Here is a 22,661-nt window from a genome sequence, read left to right as displayed (position 1 = left end):
TTTCAATGCTGATTAAAAATGCTAAAATTTATGGTGAAAATTTACAAGATCTTTTAATTAAAGATGGAAAGATAGTAAAAATAGGCGCAAATTTAGACGATAATGATGAAGTATTAGATGCTCAAGGAATGACTTTATTGCCATCCTTTGTAGATTTATGTGTAAATTTAAAAAATGATAAATTCTCCCTAAGCAATTTAGAACTCTTAGAAAAAGAGTGCTTAAGAGGAGGGGTTGGTGCTATAATCTTGCGTGATTGCATGGATTTTGATGAAGAAAGCTTTTCGCTTTTTTTGCAGAATTTAAAAACTAGAAAGATTCAAATTTTTCCAAGTATTTGTGCTTTAGACAAACAAGGCAAGCTTAAGAATTTAGCTACGCTTTTTAACAAAGGTGCGCATGCTCTAGAACTTAAGAGTTCGAGTAATGCAAATATTTTGCGTGTAGGTATGCAATATGCTTTAATGAAAGAAAAAAGTATTTTTGTAAAATGTCATGATGAGAATTTTGATGATAATGGCGTGATGAATGATTGTGAGACAGGTTTTGAATTAGGTCTTGCAGGCATGAGCGCAGTAGCTGAAAGTAGTGAAGTAGCAAAGATTCAAGAAATAGCTAAATTTTATGGTGTTAAAGTGATTTTTGATCTGCTCAGTCTTAAGCGTTCTATAGAGCTTTTAGAGGATGAAAATTTAAAACTTATCAGCATACATCATTTAATCAAAGATGATAGTACATGTGCTGGATTTAATACAGCAGCAAAACTCAATCCACCTTTAAGAAGCAAAGAAGATAAAGAAAGTTTGAAACAAGCTTTAAAACAAGGAAAGATAGACTTCTTAAGTTCTTTACATAGCGCAAAGTCTATTTCTTTAAAAGATCTAGCTTTTGATGAGGCGGCTTTTGGCATTCATAGTGTATGTGAATTTATGAGCCTTTGTTATACTTTTCTTATCAAAGAAGATCTTCTAACTTGGCAAAATCTTTGCAAAGCAACAAGCCAAAATCCAAGTGAATTTTTAGGTTTAAATAGTGGAATTATAGAAGTTGGTAAGGAAGCAAATTTGGTTCTTTTTGATCAAAATGAAGAAATTTCTGCTCCAAAAAGCTCACTTTATGCAAATGACAAACTTTTTGGAAAGGTTAAATTACATCTTGTAAAGGGTGAAAAAATAATTTTAAATTAAGCTTAAAGTCCTAAGCTTAATTTAAATCCTAGGAATACAAGTGCTGCCATTATCCCAGCGGCTGGCAAAGTAATAATCCAAGCTAAACCTATAGGTTTCATCATCATCCAATTTGCATTTTTATTATATACCCCTATACCCAAAACTGCACCGATTAAAATATGTGTTGAGCTTACTGGAATTCCAAATTGAGTTGCTAAAAGTATGACTATACTTGCTCCAAGTTCTGCACTAAATCCTGTGGTAGGGCGTATAGAAGCTAGCTTAGAACCCACAGTGGTAATTACTTCTTTTCCTAAAAACCAAAGTCCTATAACCAAAGCGACTCCAAACATAGCTAGAGCAGCAAAAGGTACGGGAGAATTTGCATTGATAGTACCGTTTTTAAGAACATCTAAAATCGCAGCAAAAGGGCCAATAGCATTAGCTATATCATTAGCCCCATGAGAGAAAGCAAAACTAGAAGCGGTAAAAATTTGAAACCAAGCAAAAAGTCTATCGGTCGTTTTGTTTAATTCGGTTTTTTTAACAATCTTTACTATGGCAAAGGTTACAACATAGCTTATGGTTCCTACAATTCCTATAATCCAAAAATTTTGCAAAATATCTAAAGTGCTAACATTATTTAAACCTTTAAATAAAAACATAGCAGCAATTATAGCAGCTCCAATGCAAGCGATAATAGGCATATGTGTTTTTAAAACAGAATAAATATCTATATTTTTTTCTTTTTCTTTAAATTCTTTGATTTGATTTTTATAGAAGCTATTTTCTTGTCCTTCATCCTCTAAGGCTATGGCTGAGAGTTCTTTGATTTGCTCTTCCATACTTTTGGTTTTAAGATTTAAAAAATAATTTTCTTTAAATTTCTTTCTTTCTTTCTTTAAATTTTTTAATTCTTCGCCAAGTTTCTCTGAGGGTTTGAGTATTTTTTTATCTATATAAGAGTAGATGATATAAGCTACAAGTCCTCCTAAAAGAGGTGAAATCACCCAAGATACAGCAATCCTTACTATTTCGCTCCATTTAACCATGGATAAGGTTTGTGATCCATCAAATTTTAAAAGCCCCATCATGATACTAGCTCCAACTATACCACCAATGATACTATGTGTAGTAGATACAGGCAAGCCTTTTTTTGTGGCGATAAAAATCCAAACACCCGAGCTTAAAAGAGCGGCTAGCATGATAGCAACAAAAAGCATAGGATCAAATTGTTCAGGAAATATAACTATTCCACTGCGTATAGTTTTGGTTACTTCAGCCCCTGCAAAAATAGCACCGCTGAGTTCAAAAACAGCTGCTATGATCAAAGCTTGTTTTATGGTTACGGTTTTAGCTCCCACACTAGTACCAAAAGAATTTGCTACATCATTTCCGCCTATGTTAAATGCCATAAATATGCCAAAAATGGAAGCGAGTATAAAGAGTATGAGTTGGTGCTGGGAGATATAGCCAAATCCCCAAATGATAAATGCGATTACGCTAATGGTAAAGATGATAAATGCGATAAGATTATCTTTTTGCATAAAGTTAAGCCTTTTTTAACTTTAATTATACCCTTATAATCCTGAATTTGCAAATTTTAGAGCTCTTATTCTCTGTAGCTAATTTTTATTTATTTTAATTTTTTATAATGAAAAATAAATAAATTATAATTTTAGGAAAAGTGATGAAAAGTATTTTATATATGCTTATACTTTTTTTCTCTTTGCTAAATGCCGATGAGTTAGATAATGCCTTAAAAAATAATCAAAATAAATGGCAAAAATTTAATTATCAAGCTACCCAAAAAGCACCGACAATAAAGGAAGAAAATATTGATTTTAAAAGTGCTTTAAATGGTATATTATCTAATGTATTAGAAAATAAAAATGGTATTGATAAAACGGATGGAAATTTAGATTTTCAAAATGAAAATGTGCAAATTAAAAATTTAAACTCGCTTTATGAGGGGGAGAATAATTCTTTGCTTTTTCAAAAAGAATTTTATGCTACACAAGATAGTTATAATTATTCAGGTGGTTTAATCAATCGTTATGAGAAAGATGATTTTTTATTGGGTATAAATGGCTTTATTGATGGGCAAAAAGAGCAAAAAGAAAGTAAAAGCTTTGGAGCTGAATTGGGTTATTATCAATTTGTAAAAGCTTATAGTAATTATTATGTTCCAAATGAAGCAGATGAAAATTTGCAGTTTGGAGTAAGTTTTACTATACCATCTTATAGTGCTTTTATCTTTGATATCAGCAAGGATAGTGAGAAGATAAATTATCAAGTGTCGTATTCGCCCTATAGTGTTTTGAGTTTAAAAATATTACGCCGTGATTTTAGTGCAAATGAAGCTATTGACGATACTGTTTTGCAGGTGGGTTTTAGTTTCAATTTTAATGAGAGCTTTGTGAAGCAACTTAGAAAAAAGGATAATGCCTTGCAAGAAGTTAATCGTTATGACTTCTTGCAAAGGGTGCGTTAATGCATACCAGCATTGTGGAATTTTTCTGGATTATCTAGAGCGTAGCGGAATTTTTCCCAGTCAATTTGCTTATCCCATATTGCTACGATTAAAGCTGCAACTGAATTTCCACAAAGATTTCCAACCGCTCTCATTTCTGACATAAATTTATCAACCCCTAAAAGAACTCCTATCGCAGCTACAGGTAAAACTTGTGCTAAAGTTGCATTTGCTTCAGAAATTTCCATATTGCCTAAAGCGGCTAGAGTACTTCCAAGAACAATAAATCCTGATCCTGTAACACCTACTGCACCTTTTGAAGCTATCATCAAGACTATTAGAATACTTATTTCATGAGCTAAGCTTAAATTTACATTGAAAGCTTGAGCTAAGAAAATCAAACTCATAGCTAGGTATATATTGGTACAATCAAGATTAAAACTATAACCTGTTGGTAAAACAAGTCCGACAGTGGCCTTAGAAAGACCTGCTTTTTCAAGTTTTCTCATCAAAGGAGCAAGAGCGGATTCGCTAGAGCTTGTTGCAAATACTATAAGTACTTCTCTAGAAATAAAGCGCATAAATTTAAATATATTGACTTTTGCAAAATAACAAATTAAACCTAAAATTCCAAAAATAAAAATAAGACATGATACAAGCATAACTAGTAATAAATATGCAAGATTAATTAAAGAGCCTAAACCGTATTGGGCTATAAGTACCGCCATAGCCGAAAAAGCAGCAACTAACTCTTTGAATAGCTTGTCTATCTTCTATTCTCATTAAAGAAATAATAAGAGCTGTAATAATAGCAATAACTAAAACTTGCATAGTTTTGCCCTCGGTAAAAGGAGTTATGATATCCCTTGGCATAGCATCTTGTAAAATATGCATGATCTCTGAACTTGCACTTACTTCTGTGGTTTGAGAAATGTATTTTTGCACGCTTGTAGTATCAAGTTGTTTTGGATCAAGATTCATCCCGTGACCAGGTTGCATTATGTTTGCCATAAAAATACCTAAAGCAAGCGCTAAGGTGCTTACAACTTCAAAATAAATAACTGCTTTAGCACCTATACTTCCAACTTTTTTAAGGCTTTCAAGGCTAATGATACCTAAAACTAGGGTAACAAAAATAATAGGACCAATAAGAACTTTTAAAGCGCTTATAAAATAATCAACTCCAGGTTTACTCGCTATAGCCATTTCTTTATTTACATAGCCAAGCACAATGCCTGCAACAATACCTACAATAACCCAAAAACCCAAACTTTTAAACATACGTTTATATAATGGAGGTTTTCTTTCTACAAAGGTTTGACTTAAAGTTTCCAAAATAACTCCTTATAATTCCACTTTTAGAGATTAAGTTAATTCTAAAAGTTTAGCAAAAAATAAATAGAACATAGTTTAAATAATTAAAACAAGTTTTTAGTAAAATCAATTTTTTTAATCGTGTTACTAAATTTTTCAATTATTATGATTTTATTTATCTTATAAATATCATAATTAATTTATTTATTTTTTATTATAAATAAATTATAATAATTTGAAATTATATTTAAAATTTTAAGGAATTAAAATTAAACTATGGAAGAAATATTCTTAGCAAAAGATGCTCTTATCACATCCAAGACTGATCTTAAGGGAAATATCATTTATGCCAATAATGATTTTTTAAAATATGCAGGTTATAGTGTTGGTGAACTTTTATCAAAGCCCCATAATATAGTAAGACATGAAGATATGCCACGTACTGTATTTAAATGTCTTTGGGATTATATTCAAAAAGGAGAAGAAATTTTTGCATTTGTAAAAAATAAAGCCAAGGATGGTAGTTTTTACTGGGTGTTTGCAAATGTAAGTGCTTCATTTGATGCCAATGGAGATATCATCAACTACTATTCTGTTCGTCGTGCACCCAATAGAAAATCTCTTCCTATAATTGAAGAAGTTTATAAAATTTTACTTGAAAAAGAGCAAAAATCAGGCATTAATGCTGGAGTTTCAGCTTTAATGGATATTGTGAGTTCTTATAAAATGACTTATAATGAACTTGTTTTTCACTTACAAGAAAATAACTAAATAAGATATATTTAATCTTTTTTATTGTACAATCTTCGCCTAAAAATTAAAGTAATATATTATTAAAGTATTACTTTAATTTATGACTTCAAAAATTTTTAATAAAGGGATAAATTATGGTGAAAAATGGATTATTATCAACTATTTTTCTAAGTATTATCGGTGTTTTAGGTGCCATTTTTATTCATATTTTTGTTGGAGCGATAATTTTTGTTTTAATCGCTGTTTTAATGATTTATTTGCTTAGACAACACAAAGATGAGCAAATAATGATAGATAAACTTTTGGTTCTTTGTAGAGAGTTAAAAGAAGGAAATTTTGACAATAGAATCATCTATGTAAAAACAAAAAGCAAAAAATTAGCTGAAATAGCAGATAATCTTAACAATACTATTGATGGGCTAGAAGCTTACTTAAGGGAAATTAATACTTCTATTTCTTGTTCTCAAAAAGGTGAATTTTATCGCAAGGCTTTGCCTGAAGGTTTAAAAGGAATTTTTGCTCATAATATCGAATTTATAAATAAAGCTTTAGCAAACATAGAAGTGACAGCAAGATCTACTTTTAAAAATGCTTTATCAAGAACTTTAATGGATTTAAGCCTTGGAAATCAAAATAAAGACATGTCTCAAATTTCTAGCTCATTAAATCAAGATATTAGCATGATGAAAAATGTATATGATACAGTGGATGCCATTTCTCATACAGCTACAGAAAATGGTTCAGAGGTGGATTCTCTTCAAAGTGCTATGGGTTCTTTAATGGATGTTGTAAATTCGAGCAAGGAGACAGTACAAACTTTTGTGGCTAATTCACAAAATATCACTTCAGTGGTTGAAGTAATACGTGATATAGCTGATCAAACCAATCTTCTAGCTTTAAATGCTGCTATTGAAGCTGCGCGTGCAGGAGAGCATGGTAGAGGATTTGCTGTTGTGGCTGATGAGGTTAGAAAATTAGCAGAAAGGACTCAAAGATCTACAAGTGAAATTTCTATTGCAATTCAGACTATGCAACAAGATTTTGTAAATATCCAAAGTGGCAGTGAGCAAGTTTTTAACATTGTTAGTGAATCTGAAGAAAGAATTAATAAATTTTCTCAAGCTTTTAAACGTCTAGAAGAAAATAGTAGTGCTCTTGGTGTTAATTTTGGATCCTTTGCAAAGAGATTGATTTTATCTGTGGTTAAAATCGATCATATTCTTTATAAATCAAATATATATTTAAATTTAAATGGGGCTCAAAATTTCAATCTTGAAAGTGTAGATCCAATTTCTAATCTTTGTCAAGATGAGAGAGCTCAAGGTGTTATTAATGAGCTTAGTTCTGAAACTGAATTAAATTTAGCTAAAGAATTTATAAAAGATAACGCTAAAAAAGCAATAGAAGAATCAAGTCAAGATTATATCGATCAAAAAGCTTATGATGCGATTGTAAATGATATTAAATCACTAGAGCAAAGAAGTGCTGAAATCTTAGCAAAATTAAAAATATAAATTAAGAGGGTGGGAAAATGTCAAGAGAAATTTTTTTACAAGAAGATAGTTTAATTACTTCTAAAACAGATTTAAAAGGTAAAATAGTTTATGCAAATGATGATTTTTTAAAGTATGCAGGTTATACCATGGGTGAAGTTTTAAATAAACCTCATAACATAGTAAGACATGAAGAGATGCCAAAAACTGTTTTTAAATATTTATGGGATTATATGAGAGAGGGTAAGGAAATTTTTGCTTACGTAAAAAACAAAACCAAAGATAATAATTATTATTGGGTTTTTGCAAATGTAACTCCATCAATAGATATTAATAATAATATCATAGGCTATTATTCCGTTCGTCGTATGCCAAATAAAAGCGCTATTTCTACGATAGAAAGCCTTTATAGTGATCTTTTAAGAGCAGAACAACAACAAGATTTAAATAAGGGTGTTGAGATGCTTAAAAATTTCTGCAAAGATGCAGATAAAACTTATAATGAGTTAATTTTCTCTCTTCAAGAAACTAGATAATTTTTTGTTAGACTTAAAACGAGTTTGTTTTAAGTCTAAGTATTATATAATCTTTCTTTTAATAATTCACATTTTTAAGGCAAAATATGTTTGATGTCATTGTTATAGGTGGCGGACATGCGGGTGTTGAAGCAAGTGCTGCTGCTGCTAGAATGGGTAAAAAAACCTTACTTTTAACTACATTGATTGAGCAAATAGGAGCAGCAAGTTGTAATCCGGCTATAGGAGGGCTTGCAAAAGGACATTTGGTAAAAGAACTTGATGCCATGGGTGGTCTTATGGGTGAAATCACCGATGAAGCAGGGATACAATTTCGTATTTTAAATGAAAGTAAGGGTGTTGCGGTGCGAGGAAGTAGGGCTCAAATTGATATGGATAAATACCGTATCATTGCACGTAATAAACTTTTAAAACTTCCAAATTTAGAAATTTCTCAAGAGCAAGTATGCGAATTGATTTATGAAAATGGTAGTGTTGTAGGGGTTAAAACCAATCTTCAAAATACTTATGAAGCAAAGAAAGTGATCTTAACTACAGGGACTTTTTTAAACGGACTTATTCATGTGGGGGAAAATAAACTTACAGCGGGTAGGGTAGGGGAGCTTGCCTCTGTGAATTTGGGTCAGAATTTATTAAGTACTAGCTTAAAAATGGGTAGACTAAAAACAGGGACTTGCCCAAGAGTGGATGCTAAGAGTATTGATTTTGATGTATTAGAAATTCAATACGGCGATCAAAACCCTAAAGCTTTTAGCTTTAGAACAAAAAATTTTAATCCTATACAACTTCCTTGCTATATTGCAAGAACCAATTTAAATACTCATGAGATTATTAAGAATAATTTTTATCGTGCTCCACTTTTTACGGGACAGATTGAAGGTGTGGGGCCAAGATATTGTCCTTCTATAGAAGATAAAATCAATCGTTTTAGCGACAAAGAAAGTCATCATCTTTTTATAGAGCCTCAAACTATCGATGCGACGGAGTATTATATTAACGGTTTTTCTACTTCTTTACCTTATGAAGTACAAACTCAAATGTTACGCTCAGTAAAAGGTTTTGAAGAGGCTAAAATTACACGCTTTGGCTATGCTATAGAATATGATTATATAGAACCAACGGAGCTTTATCATACTCTAGAAACAAAAAAAATTAAAAATCTTTATTGCGCAGGACAAATTAATGGCACTACAGGATATGAAGAAGCAGCGGCTCAAGGTTTTATGGCGGGAGTGAATGCTGTTTTAGCTTTGGATAATAAAGAACCTTTTATTTTGCGTAGAGATGAAGCTTATATCGGTGTTTTGATTGATGATTTAGTCATTAAAGGCACAAAAGAGCCTTATAGAATGTTTACTTCAAGGGCTGAATTTAGACTGCTTTTAAGAGAAGAAAATGCCATCGTAAGACTTGGAAAGTATGGTAAAGAGTTGGGTCTTTTAGAAGATGAGTCTTATCAGTTTATAGAAAATATTCGTTTAAATACTCAAAAAGGACTTGAATTACTTCTTGAAAAAGAATTTACTCCAAATACTGAAAATAATGCCTTTCTAGCGAGTATAGGAGAGGAAAAAATCACTTCCATAGTCAATTTGCAAAAAATTGTCGCAAGATCGAGTTTTGATATAGAAAAGCTAAAAAAATTAAATACGATTTTTGAGAATATGGATGAGTATTCTTTAAGAGAAATTTTAAATGAGGCTAAATATTATCATTATATCGCTATGCAAAAATCACAAGTTGAAAAAATGAAAAATTTAATTGATATGAAAATTCCAAGTGATTTTGATTTTACAAGTGTGAGTGGATTGAGTAATGAAGTTGTAGAAAAACTTCAAAAACATAAGCCTTTAACGCTTTTTGCAGCGAGTGAGATCAGTGGGATTACCCCTGCGGCTTTGGATATTTTACAAATTTATATAAAAATGCAAAAGAAAAAATCTTAATGCTTGCCAGTGTAATTTTTATAATTACCTTGATTTTACTTTTTTGGCGTCCGTGGAATTTGCCTTTATGGTTGATTGCTATTTTTGGGGCTTTGTTTGCATTTATTTTTAAGCTGGTTAATTTAGAGGATGCTTCTTTTGTTTTTGATCTTGTTTGGGATAGCTCCTTAACACTTGTGGGCTTGATTATACTTTCCTTTAGCTTGGAAGTGTTAGGGTTTTTTAGCTTTATAGCTATAAGAATTTTGCGCCTTTCAAAACTTAAAAATTCTCATGCAATTCACACTAAAAAATTAATGCTTTTTATGCTCGCTTTTGTTTTTTGTCTTTCGGCTTTATTTGGAAATGATGGAGCTATTTTAATCATTACGCCTATTGTACTTGCGCTTTTTTCAACTCTTAAAAATTATAAAGAAAGCGCTATCTTAAGTGCATTTTTACTCAGTGTTTCTTTTTTGTGCGATGCAAGTTCAAATGCTTTAATTATCTCAAATTTGACAAATATTATTACAGCTAATTATTTTAATCTTGATTTTTTAGAATTCGCTAAGACTATGTTTTTGCCTAATTTATTTGTGCTATTGTCTACTATTATAATGGTATTTTTGATTTTTGCAAAAATATTACCTAAGGGGCTTGAAATCAATATTTCATCAAATGATTGTATTTCGGTAAAGCTTTTTATTTTTTGTGTTATTTATTTAATATTTTTTGTATCAAGTTTTTTTATAGGAGAAATTTATAACTTAAATGCTAGTTTTTTTGCTGTAAGCGGCGCTTTACTCTTTTGGTTTTTTGTTTGTTTTTTAAAAAAAAGAGAGGCATTGAAAATTATCAAAAATGTACCTTGGGGTATTTTTGCTTTTAGTTTTGGACTCTATATGGTGGTTTTTGCCTTACATAAAGTTGGAATCAGCGATATTTTAATTTTTATCTATGATATTTTGGCTCAAAATGCAATTACTGCTATTTTTGGAACAGGGTTTATCTCGGCTTTTCTTTCTTCTGTATTTAATAATCTGCCTATGGCATTGATTGGCGATTTGGCTTTAAAAAATTTTCCTCAAAGTATGGTTTATGCACATCTTTTAGGAGTTAATATAGGACCAAAACTTACTCCCATAGGTTCTTTAGCTACCTTGCTTTGGTTGGGACTTTTAGCAAAAAAAGGTATAGAAATTTCTTTTTGGAAGTATTGTAAATTTGGTTTTTTAATCACTTTACCAGTACTTACTTGTTCACTTTTTGCACTTGTTTTACAATATTAAAACAAAACTTAGTAAACAAAGAAAAAATTTATTTTATTTTAGATACACTAATAATTTGGTTAAAAATAAAAAAACGAAAGGACAAAGTTATGGCTACATCTGAAAGTAGACGAAGCTTTATGGGTTTTGCATTTGGAACAGTAGCTGCTGTAGGCGGTGTTTTTTCACTTGTTGCGGTGAAAAAAACTTGGGATCCGCTTCCAAGTGTTAAAGCTGCGGGTTTTACTACAGTAGATTTATCAGGAATGCAAGATGGAGAGCTTAGAACTATAGAATGGCGTAAAAAGCCTATTTTTATCTTAAAAAAAGATCCAAATATGGAAAAGGATACAAAGCGAGATGTTGTGGTAGATAATGCTGCATATACTGTTGTTATAGGACTTTGTACTCATTTGGGTTGTATTCCTGCTTATCACGCAAGTGAGCAACTTTTTAAATGTGCCTGTCATGGTGGTGAATTTGATACAAGTGGAAAAAATACCTTTGGGCCTCCTCCAAGACCTCTTGATATACCTCCTTTTAAAATAGATGGAACCAAACTTGTTCTAGGTGAAGAAGGTCCAGAATACAAAAAAATGACGGAGGAAGCTTAATATGGCGCATATTAGAAAGGCTAATGGGCTAGTGGATTGGCTTGATCAAAGACTAGCAGTACATAAATTACTTGATGTTTTAATGGTAAAATATTGGATTCCAAAGCAAATCAATTTTCTTTGGGCAATGGGAGTTATTTTAACTACTCTTTTTACTGTGCTTTTTATTACAGGGCTTTTGCTTGTTATGTATTATAAGCCTGATACTGCTCTTGCTTTTGATAGTGTAAATAAAACTATCATGCAGGAAGTGGAATATGGTTGGCTTTGGCGTCATATGCACGGTGTTGCCGCTTCGGTTATCTTCTTAATTATCTATATTCATATGCTAACAGGAATTTATTATGGTTCTTATAAGCGTGGTAGAGAGATGATTTGGGTAAGCGGTATGCTACTTTTTGTAGTATTCTCTGCCGAAGCTTTTAGTGGATATATGCTTCCTTGGGGACAAATGAGTTATTGGGCAGCTCAAGTTATTACTAATCTTTTTGGTGGAATTCCACTTATTGGACCTGAGCTTGTTATTTGGATTCGTGGTGATTATGCAGTTTCTGATCCAACTTTGACAAGATTTTTTATGCTTCATGTATGTTTACTTCCTATAGTAATCATTGCTATCATAGCATTCCACTTTTATTCTTTAAGAATTCCTCATGTAAATAATGAAATTGCTGAAGAATTAGATTTTGATTTAGAAGCTGAAAAATACATGGCAGGTGATACAAAAGGTTCTAAAGTAATTCCTTTTTGGCCAGGATTTTTATCTAAAGACTTTATGTATATTTGTCTTTTTATGATTTTCTTTTTCTATTTGGTAAGTTTTAAATTTGGTTTTGCAATGGATCCTATCAACTTTGATCCAGCTAATGCACTTAAAACCCCAGCACATATTTATCCTGAGTGGTATTTCTTGTGGAGTTATGAAGTTTTAAGAGGATTTTTCTTTGATATTGCAGGTATTAAAGCTTTTGATATAGGTTTGGCTGCTTTTGGTATCGCACAAATTATTTTCTTCTTGCTTCCTTGGCTTGATAGAAGTGATGTAGTTAAACCTGCTCATGAACGACCTTTATTTTTTATTTGGTTTTGGGTATTGCTTATAGATCTCATAGTTTTAACTATTTATGGAAAATTACCTCCAACAGGTGTAAATGCTTGGGTTGGTTTTTATGCTTCTATAATATTTTTACTTTTATTTATAGTCGTTTTACCTGTAATAACTATCATGGAAAGAAAAGGAGCTAAGCAATGAGAGAGCTAAAAATATTTTTAGTAGTAGTAGTTTTTACTGCTCTTGTTTATTGGGGAGTTGAGCCTTATGCCCACTCTGTAATGAAACCCCATGTTGCTCCTGCTAATTTTGATTATGCAGCAGAAGATACAGCTTATGCTAAAGGTATTATAGCAGAAAAAGAAATAGCTTTAGAAGATGCGAAAAAATCAAATGACGCAAAAAGAATAGAAAGTGCTCAAAAAGATCTAGATAAGGCTAAAGAAAATTTAGCTAAAGTAGAAGAGCTTTGGGCAGATGTTGCAAAAATTGATTTTACTAAAGGAAACGCCGCAAAAGGCAAGGAGTTCTTTAATAATAATTGTTTTGCATGTCATGGCGTTAAAGAAGATGATATAGCAGCAAATATTACAGATTCTTCTTTAGGTGTAATTCCACCAGATCTTAGCTCAGCAGGTGTTATTTTTGATGAGAAGTTTTTAGCTGCTTTGATCATGAATCCTGCTCTTGCTTTGAAGGTAGATCATAAATTTGGTGATGCTTTCATTATGACTGCTTACAATAGTGAGGTTTCAGGAGATAGTGAAGAGCTTGTAAATGCAAATATAGCCGATGTTATTGCTTATTTAAAAGAAGTAGGTCTTAAATTTGAAGCTAAGGAAAATGCTACAATTAAACAAGAGGCAGAGCTTAAGTACTCAAAAATTGAAGACGCTAACGAGAAATCAGCTTTAGTTGAAAAAGAAATTGCTTTTGCTAAAGATAAAAGTACTTTTATAGAAGCTTGTGGTCGTTGTCATGATATTAAGTATGATAATTTCTTTACCCCATCTAACCATAATGACTTGGCAAATTATTTAGGTTCGGTTCCACCTGATCTTTCTATGATGATTAGATCTCGCGGGGAGCAATACTTGCATGATTTTATCAATAATACTCAAAAACTTCTTCCAGGAACTGCTATGCCAAGAGTAGGTTTAACAGAAGATGCACAAGTTAAAGTTGTTTCTTATCTTGAAAAAGTGGGCGATAGCAAAAAAGAAGAAAGAGAAAGCACAGGAATTTATATAATGATATTCTTTGTAATTCTAAGTATTTTTGCTATAGGCTGGAAGCGTTCTGTTTGGTCTAAACTACATTAATATTATAAAATTTTTGCCACTATTTTACATCTGTGGCAAAAATCCTTCTTTTCTTCGATTTTATTAAATTTTAAACCTAATTAAGAGATACTACAAATAATAATTTTTATTAATTGGAGTATATCATGCTTGAAAAACAAATGATTAAATTTATTCTTTCAAAATGGAATTATGGAAATTTTAGAATTGTATTTTGGGATCAAGAAGAATTTTATGTGGGTAATCAACCTGCTAAATTTTCTTTAATTTTCAAAGAAAAAATACCTTTGTTAAAATTATTTAGTGATACGAGTTTAGTTTTTGCAAAACATTATATGGAGTCCAAGTTAGAAATAGAGGGTGATTATGATGAAATAGCTAAAGTTTTGTATTATTTTTCCAATAAACGTTTTTTAAAAAATAAAGAAGATATCTTGAGTAAAATAGCCCAAAAAGAAGAAAGTAAAAACATCAAAAGTCATTATGATATAGGCAATGATTTTTATAGACTTTGGCTTGATGATACGATGAGTTATTCTTGCGCTTATTTTAAGACTTCTAGCGATACTCTTTATGAAGCTCAAATCAATAAAATAGAGCATACTCTTAAAAAACTCGATTTAAAACCTAACGAAAAGCTTTTGGATATAGGTTGTGGTTGGGGTTGGCTTTCTATTATGGCGGCACAAAAATATGGAGTTAAGGTTGTTGGAGTTACTATTTCAGAAGAGCAATGCAAGAAAGCCCAAGAAAGAGTAAGAGAGCTTAAGCTTGAAGATAGAGTGGAGATAAGACTTCAAAATTATCAAGATTTAGAATTTGAGGATTATTTTGATAAGGTTGTTTCAGTGGGAATGTTTGAACATGTGGGTAAAGAAAATTTAGGACTTTATTTCATGAAGGCAAAACAAGTATTAAAACCAGGAGGTTCTATGCTTTTGCATTCAATTTTGGCAATGTTTGAAGGAAAAACTAATGCTTGGATAGATAAATATATTTTTCCAGGAGGTTATTTGCCATCGTTAAGAGAGGTTGTAAGTGCTATGAGTGAGTGGGATTTTCATCTTCTTTTGGCAGAAAGCTTGAGAATACACTATGCTAAAACTTTAGATATATGGAGTGAGAATTTTAATCAAGTATTACCTCAAGTCAGAGAAAAATATGATGAAGAATTTGTAAGAATGTGGGATCTGTATCTTCGTTCTTGTGCTTCTGCATTTCGCGTTGGAAGTGTAGATTTGTTTCAATTTTTAATTACGAAAGAAATCAATAATAATCTTAGCCTTACTAAAGAGTATATTTATAAGTAAATACTAAACTTAAATTTGATATAATTTTAGCTTCATTTCACACGCATCAAGTCCTTTTAGCTTGTTTTATAGATAAGGGATGCGGAGGAATAAAGCTAAATTATAAGGAGAAACTCATGGTAAGTATGAGAGATTTATTGGAATGTGGTGTACACTTTGGACACCAAACAAGACGCTGGAATCCAAAAATGAAAAAATTTATTTTTGGTGAGAGAAAAGGTATTTATGTAATAGACTTACAAAAAACTTTGAGATATTTTAGATATACCTACAATATCGTTCGCGATGCTGCTGCTGAAGGAAAAACTATACTTTTTGTTGGTACAAAAAAACAAGCGGGTGGAGCGATTAAAGAATATGCTGAAAAATGCGGTATGCCTTATGTAAATCACAGATGGTTGGGCGGTATGATGACAAATTTTGGAACTATTCGCCAATCAATTAGAAAATTAGAAGTTATTGAAAAAATGGAAGAAGATGGAAGTATTAAACTTTTAACCAAAAAAGAAGCTTTAATGCTTACAAGAAAAAAAGAAAAATTATTGGCTTATCTTGGTGGAATTCGTTATATGAAAACACAACCAGATATGATTTTTGTTATAGATACAGTAAAAGAAAAAATTGCAGTTCAAGAAGCAAATAGACTAAGAATCCCTGTAGTAGCTCCGTTAGATACAAACTGCGATCCTGATCTTGTAACTTATCCTATTCCAGGAAATGATGATGCAATCCGCTCAGTGCAACTTTTCTGCCAAGAAATGGCTGAAGCTATCAATGAAGGAAAAGCGTTAAGAGAACAAGATGGTGAAGCTTTACCAAGTGAAGAAAAAGAAATCACAGATGAAGAAAAAAAAGAAGTTTTAGATGAAGCAATGAGTGAAGAAGATTTTAATGGGGAGCAAGAATAATGGCTGAAATTACTGCTGCAATGGTAAAAGAACTCCGCGAAAGTACAGGCGCGGGGATGATGGATTGTAAAAATGCTTTGAGTGAAACAAATGGAGACTTTGATAAAGCAGTTCAACTTTTAAGAGAAAAAGGCTTAGGTAAAGCTGCTAAAAAAGCTGATAGACTTGCCGCAGAAGGCTTGGTAAGTGTTAAGGTAAGTGATGATTTTACAAGCGCAACAGTAAGTGAGATTAACTCAGAAACAGATTTTGTGGCTAAAAATGATCAATTTATTGCTTTAACAAAAGATACAACAGCACACATTCAAAACAATAGCTTGCAAAGTGTTGAAGAGCTTCACTCTAGTACAATCAACGGCGTAAAATTTGAAGAATATTTAAAAAGTCAAATTGCAACTATCGGTGAAAATTTGGTTGTAAGAAGATTTGCTAGCTTAAAAGCAAGTGCAAATGGTGTGGTAAATGGATATATCCATACTAATGGTCGTGTGGGTGTTATCATCGCTGCAGCTTGTGATAATGCTGAGGTAGCAAATAAATCAAGAGATTTCTTAAAACAACTTTGTATGCATATAGCTGCTATGAAGCCAAGCTATTTAAGCTATGAAGATTTGGATATAGAATTTGTAGAAAATGAATACAAAGCTTTAGTTGCAGAGCTTGAAAAAGAAAATGAAGAAAGACGCAGACTTAAAGATCCAAACAAACCAGAGCATAAAATTCCTAAATTTGCAAGCCGCAAACAACTTAGCGATGCGATTTTAAAAGAAGCAGAAGAAAATATAAAAGAAGAGCTCAAAGCTCAAGGCAAACCTGAGAAAATTTGGGACAATATTATTTCTGGTAAAATGAATAGCTTTATAGCGGATAATTCTCAACTTGACAGCAAACTTACTTTAATGGGTCAATTTTATGTAATGGATGATAAAAAAACCATTGAACAAGTAATTGCTGAAAAAGAAAAAGAATTAGGTGGAAAAATTAAAATCGTTGAATTTATTCGTTTTGAAGTAGGAGAAGGTTTAGAAAAGAAAACCGAAGATTTTGCTGCTGAAGTTGCTGCACAGCTTTAAAGTATCAAAATGGAATTATTAAGAGCGGAAAATTTAGGTCACAGCTTTGATTATCCGCTCTTTGAAAATTTAAATTTTTCTTTAAATCAAAAAGATTGCATTGCTATACAAGGCAGTAGTGGTTGCGGAAAATCTACTTTTTTGCATATAATTTCTTCTTTATTAAAGCCAAATAAGGGCGAAGTTTTTTTTAAGGGTCAAAATCTTTACAAGATAAGTGAAAATGAAAGACTGAAAATTCGTCGTTATGACTTGGGCATCATTTTTCAAACCCATTATCTTTTTAAAGGTTTTTCAGCTTTAGAAAATATAGAACTTGCTAGTGTTTTATCAAACCAAGATTTAGATGAAAAAATCTTAAAAAAACTAGGCATTCACGAGCTTTTAAAACAAAAAATAGGTAAATTAAGCGGAGGTCAGCAACAACGCGTGAGTATAGCTAGAGTGCTTTGTAAAAAACCAAAAATTATTTTTGCCGATGAGGCTACAGGAAATTTAGATTTTGATAATGCTAAAAATGTCATAGAGCTTTTGGTTTCTTATGCTAAAGAAAATGATGCTGCTTTGTTTTTTGTTACTCATGATTCTAAGCTTGCTCAATTTTGTGATAAAACTTATATTTTAAATACCAATGGAATTTGTTAATTATTTAGGAGATAAAAATGTAGCTACCTTTATGTTGCTTTTTGCTAGAATGAGTGGGCTTATAGTATTTTTCCCTTTTTTTTCTCATAATTCTATCCCTATGATTATCAAAACTACTTTTGCATTATTTTTAACAATGTATTTATTTCCTTTAGCAAAACTTGAAATTTTGCATTTAGATAGTTTTTTTATTATACAGCTTTTAAGTGAAATTGTTTTTGGAATGATAGCAGGGCTTATGCTGCAGATTGTTTTTGCTATTGTTATGATGGCGGGCGAGCAGATAGCTTTTACTATGGGATTTACTATGGCAAGCGTTTTAGATCCAAGTTCTGGAACAAATATGCCTATTACTTCTCAAATTTTGCATTTGATTGCTTTATTATTTTTTCTTGCTTTTGATGGTCATCATTTAATGCTTTTATTTCTAAGTCATTCTTTGGGTTATATAAATCTTGGCGGTTTTTATCCTCATGAAAATTTAATGCATTATCTAAATATGGGGATGTTGAATATTTTCATTATAGGTTTTACGATGAGTTTTCCAATACTTGGAATTTCTCTTTTGGCAGATACTATTTTTGGGCTTTTAATGAAAACTATGCCACAATTTAATCTTTTAGTAATTGGTTATCCTATCAAGATAGCTTTAGGATTTGTAGTTCTAATAGCTATTTTGCTTGTGATGATGCAATATTTTAAAGATTTGATTTTGGAGGTTTTTACTCATATGCAAACTCTGTTTTTCGCCTAAGCAAAGGATAAATGAAAATGTTATAGAATAGCAATTATTTTTAAGGATTAAAGTGATGAAAATTTTACTTTTGAATGAAAACCCTGTTGTATCAAGACTTATAAGCTTGAGTGCAAAAAAAATGTCTTATGATTTTGAGGAAATTAATGCCTATGATGAAAATTTAGGTCATTATGATGTGATTATAGTCGACAGTGATACACCTGCTCCTTTGAAAATTCTTAAAGAAAAATGCGATAAATTAATTTTTTTAGCGCCGCGTAATCAAAGTGCGGATATTGATGCCTTAATTTTGCATAAACCATTTTTACCTACAGACTTTTTAAATTTACTCAATCAAGAAAATCTTAAAATCGCAGATGACATTATTTTGCCAATCGAAGAAGCTGAAAATCCTTACGCTAATATCAGTTTAGATTTAGATGGTTTAAATTTAGATGACTTGCCTGATGAAAATACTGAAGATACGCAAGAAAATGAGCTTTCTATGGAAGAAAATTTAGAATCTTTAGCTTTATATGACATGGAAGAAGAAACAAACCAGAAAGAAATTGCTAGTGAAAATACCGATAAAGAATTAAATTTAGATGATTTAAGTCTTGATGAAGATCAAGAAGAGAATGATGCGTCAGAACAAACCACAGCTAATCATATAGAGGAAAAAAAAGAAGATGAGCAAGCTTTGGAAGTAGCATTTCAAGATGATATTTTAAATGACAAAACTAGCGAAGAAAATGAAGAAGAATTTGAAATTCAAGAGCAAGATACACAAGAACAAGATGCAAACCAAGATGAACAAGATAAAATAGAAGATACTCAAGAACTTGAAGATCAAGTTGATAATTTAAATGGTGACTTAGTGCAAGATAATGAAAACTCTGAAGCTCAAGAGGCAATTGTAAATAATAATTTAGATGCAGAAGAAGCTCAACCGGAAGTACTAGAAGATGCAGAGGAGCCTAGTAAAACTCAGTTGCAAGATTTTATTACAGATGATTTTCCTATCGTTGAAGAGCAAGAAAGAAAAATCGATTTTGATGATATTCCAGAAGATGCTGAATTTTTAGGTCAAAGAAAAGAAGAGGATGAAGCTGTAGAGGATTTCTTGCCTGTTGTAGAAGATCAAGAAAATTTAAATGAACATGATGATTTTGAAGAAATGAGTAGCTTAAGCACTCAAGATCAAATCAAAGAAGAGTTAGCACAACTTGATGAGCTTGAATACGATATTGATAGCGATGATAATATTAAGGTTTTAGAGGATTTTAAAGAAGAGCCTATTTTAGACGATAAAGATTTGCCAAATAATGATGAGGAAATCGTTGTTCCAAAATTACAAATCAATGATTTTGATAGTTTAAAAGAAAGCGATATACAAGAAGCTTTAGGCGAAGAAATATCTACTTTAGAGGATAACAAAAGCGAGAAATTAAAAATCAAAGAAGATCAACTAGCAAGTGAAGCAGGTGAAGAAATTGTTAATGAATTAAGCCAAAGTATAGCAGGGGCTATCACTTCAAGCATTAAAGATGATACCTTAAAAGCAGCACTTAAGGGTATGAATATGAATATAAATATTAGCATTAGTTTTAATGAGGATAAAAATTGAGTGCTTTTATATTGTTGGTTTCAGGGCCAAGTGGAGCTGGAAAATCCACTCTTTTAAAAAAGCTTTTTGATGAATTTCAAGAAGAGCTTTATTTTTCTATTTCTTCGACAACACGCTTACCAAGAGAAGGTGAGCAACATGGAGTGGATTATTATTTTATCACGCATGATGAATTTCAGCAAGGTATAGATAAAGAGCAGTTTTTAGAGTGGGCTAAAGTGCATGAAAATTTTTACGGCACTTCGCTTGAGCATATACAAAATGCTTTAAATGATGGAAAAATAGTTGTTTTTGATATAGATGTACAAGGTTTTAAGATAGTCAAAAAGAAAATGGCTGAAAAAATCATTTCTGTTTTTATCACTACAAAAAATAAAGATGAATTAAAAAAAAGACTTATTAAGCGAAATACTGATACAATATTGCAACTAGAGAAGAGATTGCAAAATGCAAGTGATGAAATGAAAGAGCTTAATGAGTATGATTATTTTATCATTAACGATAAGCTAGAGGAAAGTTACGAAGCATTAAGAGCAATTTTAATTGCCCATAAGTTTAAGACTAAAGGGCAAAATCTAGAGCAAATTCAAAATATTTGGAACAAAGGAGAATAAAATGGGTGGTTGGTCAAGTCCAAGTCATTGGTTAATTATTTTATTAATTGTTGTATTACTTTTTGGAGCCAAAAAGATACCAGAGCTTGCAAAAGGCTTGGGTAAGGGTATTAAGACTTTTAAAGATGAAATGAGCAATGAGGATGAAGCAGCAAAAAATGCGCATAAAATCGAAGAAAAGCAAAATACAACCAATCATGCAAATACTGATGCAAATATAGATGAAGTAAAAAAATCTTAAGGCTTAGTTTTTGAAAAATATTATTTTTAATGAAGTTAAAAAAATTTTAGAGTGCGATTTTGCACTTGAAAATCCAAAGGATAAAAATCTAGCTCATTTTGCTACCCCTTTGGCTTTTTCTTTAGCTAAAGAATTAAGAAAATCACCTATTTCTATAGCAAATGAACTAGCTGCTAAATTTCAAGAACATAGCTATTTTGATAAGGTTGAAGCACTCAATGGATATTTGAATTTTAGATTATCAAAAACCTTTTTAAATGAGCTTGCAAATAAAGCCTTACAAAATCCAAATGAATTTTCCAAAGGAGAGGATAAAACTGAAAGTTTTTTGCTTGAATATGTCAGTGCTAATCCTACAGGCCCTTTACATATAGGGCATGCAAGAGGTGCGGTTTTTGGTGATACTTTGGCACGCATTGCAAAACACTTAGGATATAAATTTGACACAGAATATTATGTCAATGATGCGGGTAATCAAATTTATTTACTAGGACTTTCTATTTTACTAAGTGTGAAAGAAAGTATACTTCATGAAAATGTTGAATATCCAGAGCAATATTACAAAGGCGAGTATATAGCAGATTTAGCAAAAGAAGCTTTTGAAAAATTTGGTAAAGAATTTTTTAGCGAAGAAAATATCCCTAGTTTGGCTGATTGGGCAAAAGATAAAATGCTTGTTTTGATTAAACAAAATTTAGAACAAGCAAAGATTAAAATTGACAGCTATGTAAGCGAAAGATCGTATTATGATGCTTTAAATGCAACTTTAGAATCTTTAAAAGAGCATAAAGGAATTTACGAGCAAGAAGGTAAAATTTGGCTTGCTTCTTCGCAAAAAGGCGATGAAAAAGATCGTGTTATTATCCGTGAAGATGGCCGTGGGACTTATTTAGCAGCGGATATAGTTTATCATAAGGATAAAATGAGTAGAGGTTATGATAAATGTATCAATATTTGGGGAGCAGATCATCATGGCTATATATCTAGAATGAAGGCTGCTATGGAATTTTTAGGCTTTAAGGCTGATGATCTTGAAATTATCTTAGCACAAATGGTTTCTTTACTTAAAAATGGAGAACCTTATAAAATGAGTAAAAGAGCAGGAAATTTTATCTTAATGAGTGATGTGGTAGAAGAGATAGGAAGCGATGCATTGCGTTATATCTTTTTAAGTAAAAAATGCGATACTCATTTAGAATTTGATATCAGTGATTTACAAAAAGAAGACAATTCTAATCCTGTGTATTATATCAACTATGCACACGCTAGAATTCATCAAGTTTTTGGCAAAGCTGGTAAAAAAATTGATGATGTGATTGATGCAGATTTACAAAGCCTAAATCAAGATGGAGTAAATTTGCTTTTTGAAGCTTTGAATTTAAAAGCTATTTTAAACGATGCTTTTGAGGCTAGAGCTTTGCAAAAAATTCCTGATTATCTTAAAAATTTAGCTGCAAATTTTCATAAATTCTACAATGAAAATAAAGTTGTAGGCTCTGCAAATGAAAATGATTTGCTTAAATTATTTTCTTTGGTTGCTCTTAGTATTAAAACCGCATTTTCTTTAATGGGTATTGAAGCAAAAAACAAAATGGAACATTAAAACAGCA

At 31.4% G+C, this 22,661-nt stretch carries 20 protein-coding genes and 1 pseudogene; 19 read left to right on the top strand and 2 right to left on the bottom strand.

Annotated elements, in window-relative coordinates; translation table 11 throughout:
• The first annotated feature begins 5 nt into the window (after positions 1-5).
• Positions 6-1,187, top strand: coding sequence for a metal-dependent hydrolase (locus tag CCO88_RS01165; protein ID WP_002839099.1), 1,182 nt, complete (start codon positions 6-8; stop codon positions 1,185-1,187).
• A gap of 2 nt (positions 1,188-1,189) precedes the next feature.
• Here the strand turns inward: CCO88_RS01165 and CCO88_RS01160 are convergent, their stop codons facing one another.
• Entirely contained in the window at positions 1,190-2,716 is a 1,527-nt protein-coding gene (locus tag CCO88_RS01160) for an inorganic phosphate transporter (RefSeq protein ID WP_002777345.1), read from the bottom strand.
• 143 nt (positions 2,717-2,859) lie between these two features.
• Here CCO88_RS01160 and CCO88_RS01155 point away from each other — a divergent pair, with 143 nt between their 5' ends.
• Positions 2,860-3,663 (top strand): inverse autotransporter beta domain-containing protein, encoded by an 804-nt coding sequence (locus tag CCO88_RS01155; protein ID WP_002777344.1) that lies wholly within the window; start codon positions 2,860-2,862, stop codon positions 3,661-3,663.
• Here CCO88_RS01155 and CCO88_RS01150 read toward each other — a convergent pair.
• A pseudogene (locus tag CCO88_RS01150) lies at positions 3,660-4,977 on the bottom strand (cation:dicarboxylate symporter family transporter). The gene CCO88_RS01155 and the pseudogene CCO88_RS01150 sit on opposite strands and share 4 nt — an antisense overlap.
• Positions 4,978-5,232: 255 nt before the next feature.
• On the opposite strand from CCO88_RS01150, the gene cetC reads away from it, so the two are divergent.
• The 17 genes from cetC to argS all read left to right on the top strand — a co-directional run bounded on the left by cetC (position 5,233) and on the right by argS (position 22,654).
• Positions 5,233-5,727 (top strand): energy taxis response protein CetC, encoded by a 495-nt coding sequence (gene cetC, locus CCO88_RS01145; protein ID WP_002839096.1) that lies wholly within the window; start codon positions 5,233-5,235, stop codon positions 5,725-5,727.
• Positions 5,728-5,843: 116 nt separating this feature from the next.
• Positions 5,844-7,223, top strand: a complete 1,380-nt coding sequence (gene cetA, locus CCO88_RS01140; RefSeq protein ID WP_002839094.1) for a bipartate energy taxis response protein CetA — start codon at positions 5,844-5,846, stop codon at positions 7,221-7,223.
• Between the two features lie 17 nt (positions 7,224-7,240).
• Positions 7,241-7,738 carry a bipartate energy taxis response protein CetB gene (gene cetB / locus CCO88_RS01135; protein WP_002839092.1) on the top strand — a complete coding sequence of 166 codons (498 nt, stop codon included), beginning with the start codon at positions 7,241-7,243 and terminating at the stop codon, positions 7,736-7,738.
• Positions 7,739-7,824: 86 nt separating this feature from the next.
• On the top strand, positions 7,825-9,684 hold the full coding sequence (mnmG, locus tag CCO88_RS01130; RefSeq protein WP_002839090.1) for a tRNA uridine-5-carboxymethylaminomethyl(34) synthesis enzyme MnmG: 1,860 nt from the start codon (positions 7,825-7,827) through the stop codon (positions 9,682-9,684).
• The gene (locus tag CCO88_RS01125) at positions 9,684-10,952 is read left to right on the top strand and encodes an arsenic transporter (protein ID WP_002777331.1); all 1,269 of its coding nucleotides are present in this window, start codon (positions 9,684-9,686) and stop codon (positions 10,950-10,952) included. The genes mnmG and CCO88_RS01125 overlap by 1 nt, the downstream gene beginning before the upstream one ends.
• Positions 10,953-11,041: 89 nt before the next feature.
• Entirely contained in the window at positions 11,042-11,545 is a 504-nt protein-coding gene (gene petA / locus CCO88_RS01120; protein ID WP_002780564.1) for a ubiquinol-cytochrome c reductase iron-sulfur subunit, read from the top strand.
• Between the two features lies 1 nt (position 11,546).
• Complete coding sequence (locus tag CCO88_RS01115) at positions 11,547-12,797, top strand: cytochrome b (protein ID WP_002780567.1); 1,251 nt, start codon at positions 11,547-11,549, stop codon at positions 12,795-12,797.
• Positions 12,794-13,918, top strand: a complete 1,125-nt coding sequence (locus tag CCO88_RS01110; RefSeq protein ID WP_002777327.1) for a c-type cytochrome — start codon at positions 12,794-12,796, stop codon at positions 13,916-13,918. Before CCO88_RS01115 ends, CCO88_RS01110 begins: the two co-directional genes overlap by 4 nt.
• 125 nt (positions 13,919-14,043) lie before the next feature.
• Positions 14,044-15,207 carry an SAM-dependent methyltransferase gene (locus tag CCO88_RS01105; protein ID WP_002777326.1) on the top strand — a complete coding sequence of 388 codons (1,164 nt, stop codon included), beginning with the start codon at positions 14,044-14,046 and terminating at the stop codon, positions 15,205-15,207.
• Between the two features lie 116 nt (positions 15,208-15,323).
• The gene (gene rpsB, locus CCO88_RS01100) at positions 15,324-16,115 is read left to right on the top strand and encodes a 30S ribosomal protein S2 (RefSeq protein ID WP_002777325.1); all 792 of its coding nucleotides are present in this window, start codon (positions 15,324-15,326) and stop codon (positions 16,113-16,115) included.
• Positions 16,115-17,188, top strand: a complete 1,074-nt coding sequence (gene tsf / locus CCO88_RS01095; RefSeq protein ID WP_002839088.1) for a translation elongation factor Ts — start codon at positions 16,115-16,117, stop codon at positions 17,186-17,188. Before rpsB ends, tsf begins: the two co-directional genes overlap by 1 nt.
• 9 nt (positions 17,189-17,197) lie before the next feature.
• Complete coding sequence (locus CCO88_RS01090) at positions 17,198-17,833, top strand: ABC transporter ATP-binding protein (RefSeq protein ID WP_002780580.1); 636 nt, start codon at positions 17,198-17,200, stop codon at positions 17,831-17,833.
• The gene (gene fliR / locus CCO88_RS01085) at positions 17,820-18,587 is read left to right on the top strand and encodes a flagellar biosynthetic protein FliR (RefSeq protein ID WP_002780591.1); all 768 of its coding nucleotides are present in this window, start codon (positions 17,820-17,822) and stop codon (positions 18,585-18,587) included. The genes CCO88_RS01090 and fliR overlap by 14 nt, the downstream gene beginning before the upstream one ends.
• A 55-nt stretch (positions 18,588-18,642) precedes the next feature.
• Positions 18,643-20,196 (top strand): hypothetical protein, encoded by a 1,554-nt coding sequence (locus tag CCO88_RS01080; protein WP_002780593.1) that lies wholly within the window; start codon positions 18,643-18,645, stop codon positions 20,194-20,196.
• Positions 20,193-20,810 (top strand): guanylate kinase, encoded by a 618-nt coding sequence (gene gmk, locus CCO88_RS01075; protein WP_002810035.1) that lies wholly within the window; start codon positions 20,193-20,195, stop codon positions 20,808-20,810. Before CCO88_RS01080 ends, gmk begins: the two co-directional genes overlap by 4 nt.
• A gap of 1 nt (position 20,811) precedes the next feature.
• A complete protein-coding gene (locus CCO88_RS01070) occupies positions 20,812-21,051 on the top strand; it encodes a Sec-independent protein translocase subunit TatA/TatB (protein ID WP_002777313.1) in 240 nt (79 codons plus the stop codon).
• Between the two features lie 10 nt (positions 21,052-21,061).
• A complete protein-coding gene (gene argS, locus CCO88_RS01065) occupies positions 21,062-22,654 on the top strand; it encodes an arginine--tRNA ligase (protein WP_002839085.1) in 1,593 nt (530 codons plus the stop codon).
• The last annotated feature ends 7 nt before the right edge of the window (positions 22,655-22,661 follow it).

It is taken from the genome of Campylobacter coli LMG 9860, assembly GCF_000254135.1.
In the GTDB taxonomy this organism is placed as follows: Bacteria; Campylobacterota; Campylobacteria; order Campylobacterales; family Campylobacteraceae; genus Campylobacter_D; species Campylobacter_D coli.
This window is presented reverse-complemented; position numbering and strand designations above follow the sequence as displayed.

Bases quoted from the DNA above. Each gene is read 5' to 3' on its own strand.
- CCO88_RS01165 (WP_002839099.1), top strand. From the start codon at position 6: ATGCTGATTAAAAATGCTAAAATTTATGGTGAAAATTTACAAGATCTT.
- CCO88_RS01160 (WP_002777345.1), bottom strand. From the start codon at position 2,716: ATGCAAAAAGATAATCTTATCGCATTTATCATCTTTACCATTAGCGTA.
- CCO88_RS01155 (WP_002777344.1), top strand. From the start codon at position 2,860: ATGAAAAGTATTTTATATATGCTTATACTTTTTTTCTCTTTGCTAAAT.
- cetC (WP_002839096.1), top strand. From the start codon at position 5,233: ATGGAAGAAATATTCTTAGCAAAAGATGCTCTTATCACATCCAAGACT.
- cetA (WP_002839094.1), top strand. From the start codon at position 5,844: ATGGTGAAAAATGGATTATTATCAACTATTTTTCTAAGTATTATCGGT.
- cetB (WP_002839092.1), top strand. From the start codon at position 7,241: ATGTCAAGAGAAATTTTTTTACAAGAAGATAGTTTAATTACTTCTAAA.
- mnmG (WP_002839090.1), top strand. From the start codon at position 7,825: ATGTTTGATGTCATTGTTATAGGTGGCGGACATGCGGGTGTTGAAGCA.
- CCO88_RS01125 (WP_002777331.1), top strand. From the start codon at position 9,684: ATGCTTGCCAGTGTAATTTTTATAATTACCTTGATTTTACTTTTTTGG.
- petA (WP_002780564.1), top strand. From the start codon at position 11,042: ATGGCTACATCTGAAAGTAGACGAAGCTTTATGGGTTTTGCATTTGGA.
- CCO88_RS01115 (WP_002780567.1), top strand. From the start codon at position 11,547: ATGGCGCATATTAGAAAGGCTAATGGGCTAGTGGATTGGCTTGATCAA.
- CCO88_RS01110 (WP_002777327.1), top strand. From the start codon at position 12,794: ATGAGAGAGCTAAAAATATTTTTAGTAGTAGTAGTTTTTACTGCTCTT.
- CCO88_RS01105 (WP_002777326.1), top strand. From the start codon at position 14,044: ATGCTTGAAAAACAAATGATTAAATTTATTCTTTCAAAATGGAATTAT.
- rpsB (WP_002777325.1), top strand. From the start codon at position 15,324: ATGGTAAGTATGAGAGATTTATTGGAATGTGGTGTACACTTTGGACAC.
- tsf (WP_002839088.1), top strand. From the start codon at position 16,115: ATGGCTGAAATTACTGCTGCAATGGTAAAAGAACTCCGCGAAAGTACA.
- CCO88_RS01090 (WP_002780580.1), top strand. From the start codon at position 17,198: ATGGAATTATTAAGAGCGGAAAATTTAGGTCACAGCTTTGATTATCCG.
- fliR (WP_002780591.1), top strand. From the start codon at position 17,820: ATGGAATTTGTTAATTATTTAGGAGATAAAAATGTAGCTACCTTTATG.
- CCO88_RS01080 (WP_002780593.1), top strand. From the start codon at position 18,643: ATGAAAATTTTACTTTTGAATGAAAACCCTGTTGTATCAAGACTTATA.
- CCO88_RS01070 (WP_002777313.1), top strand. From the start codon at position 20,812: ATGGGTGGTTGGTCAAGTCCAAGTCATTGGTTAATTATTTTATTAATT.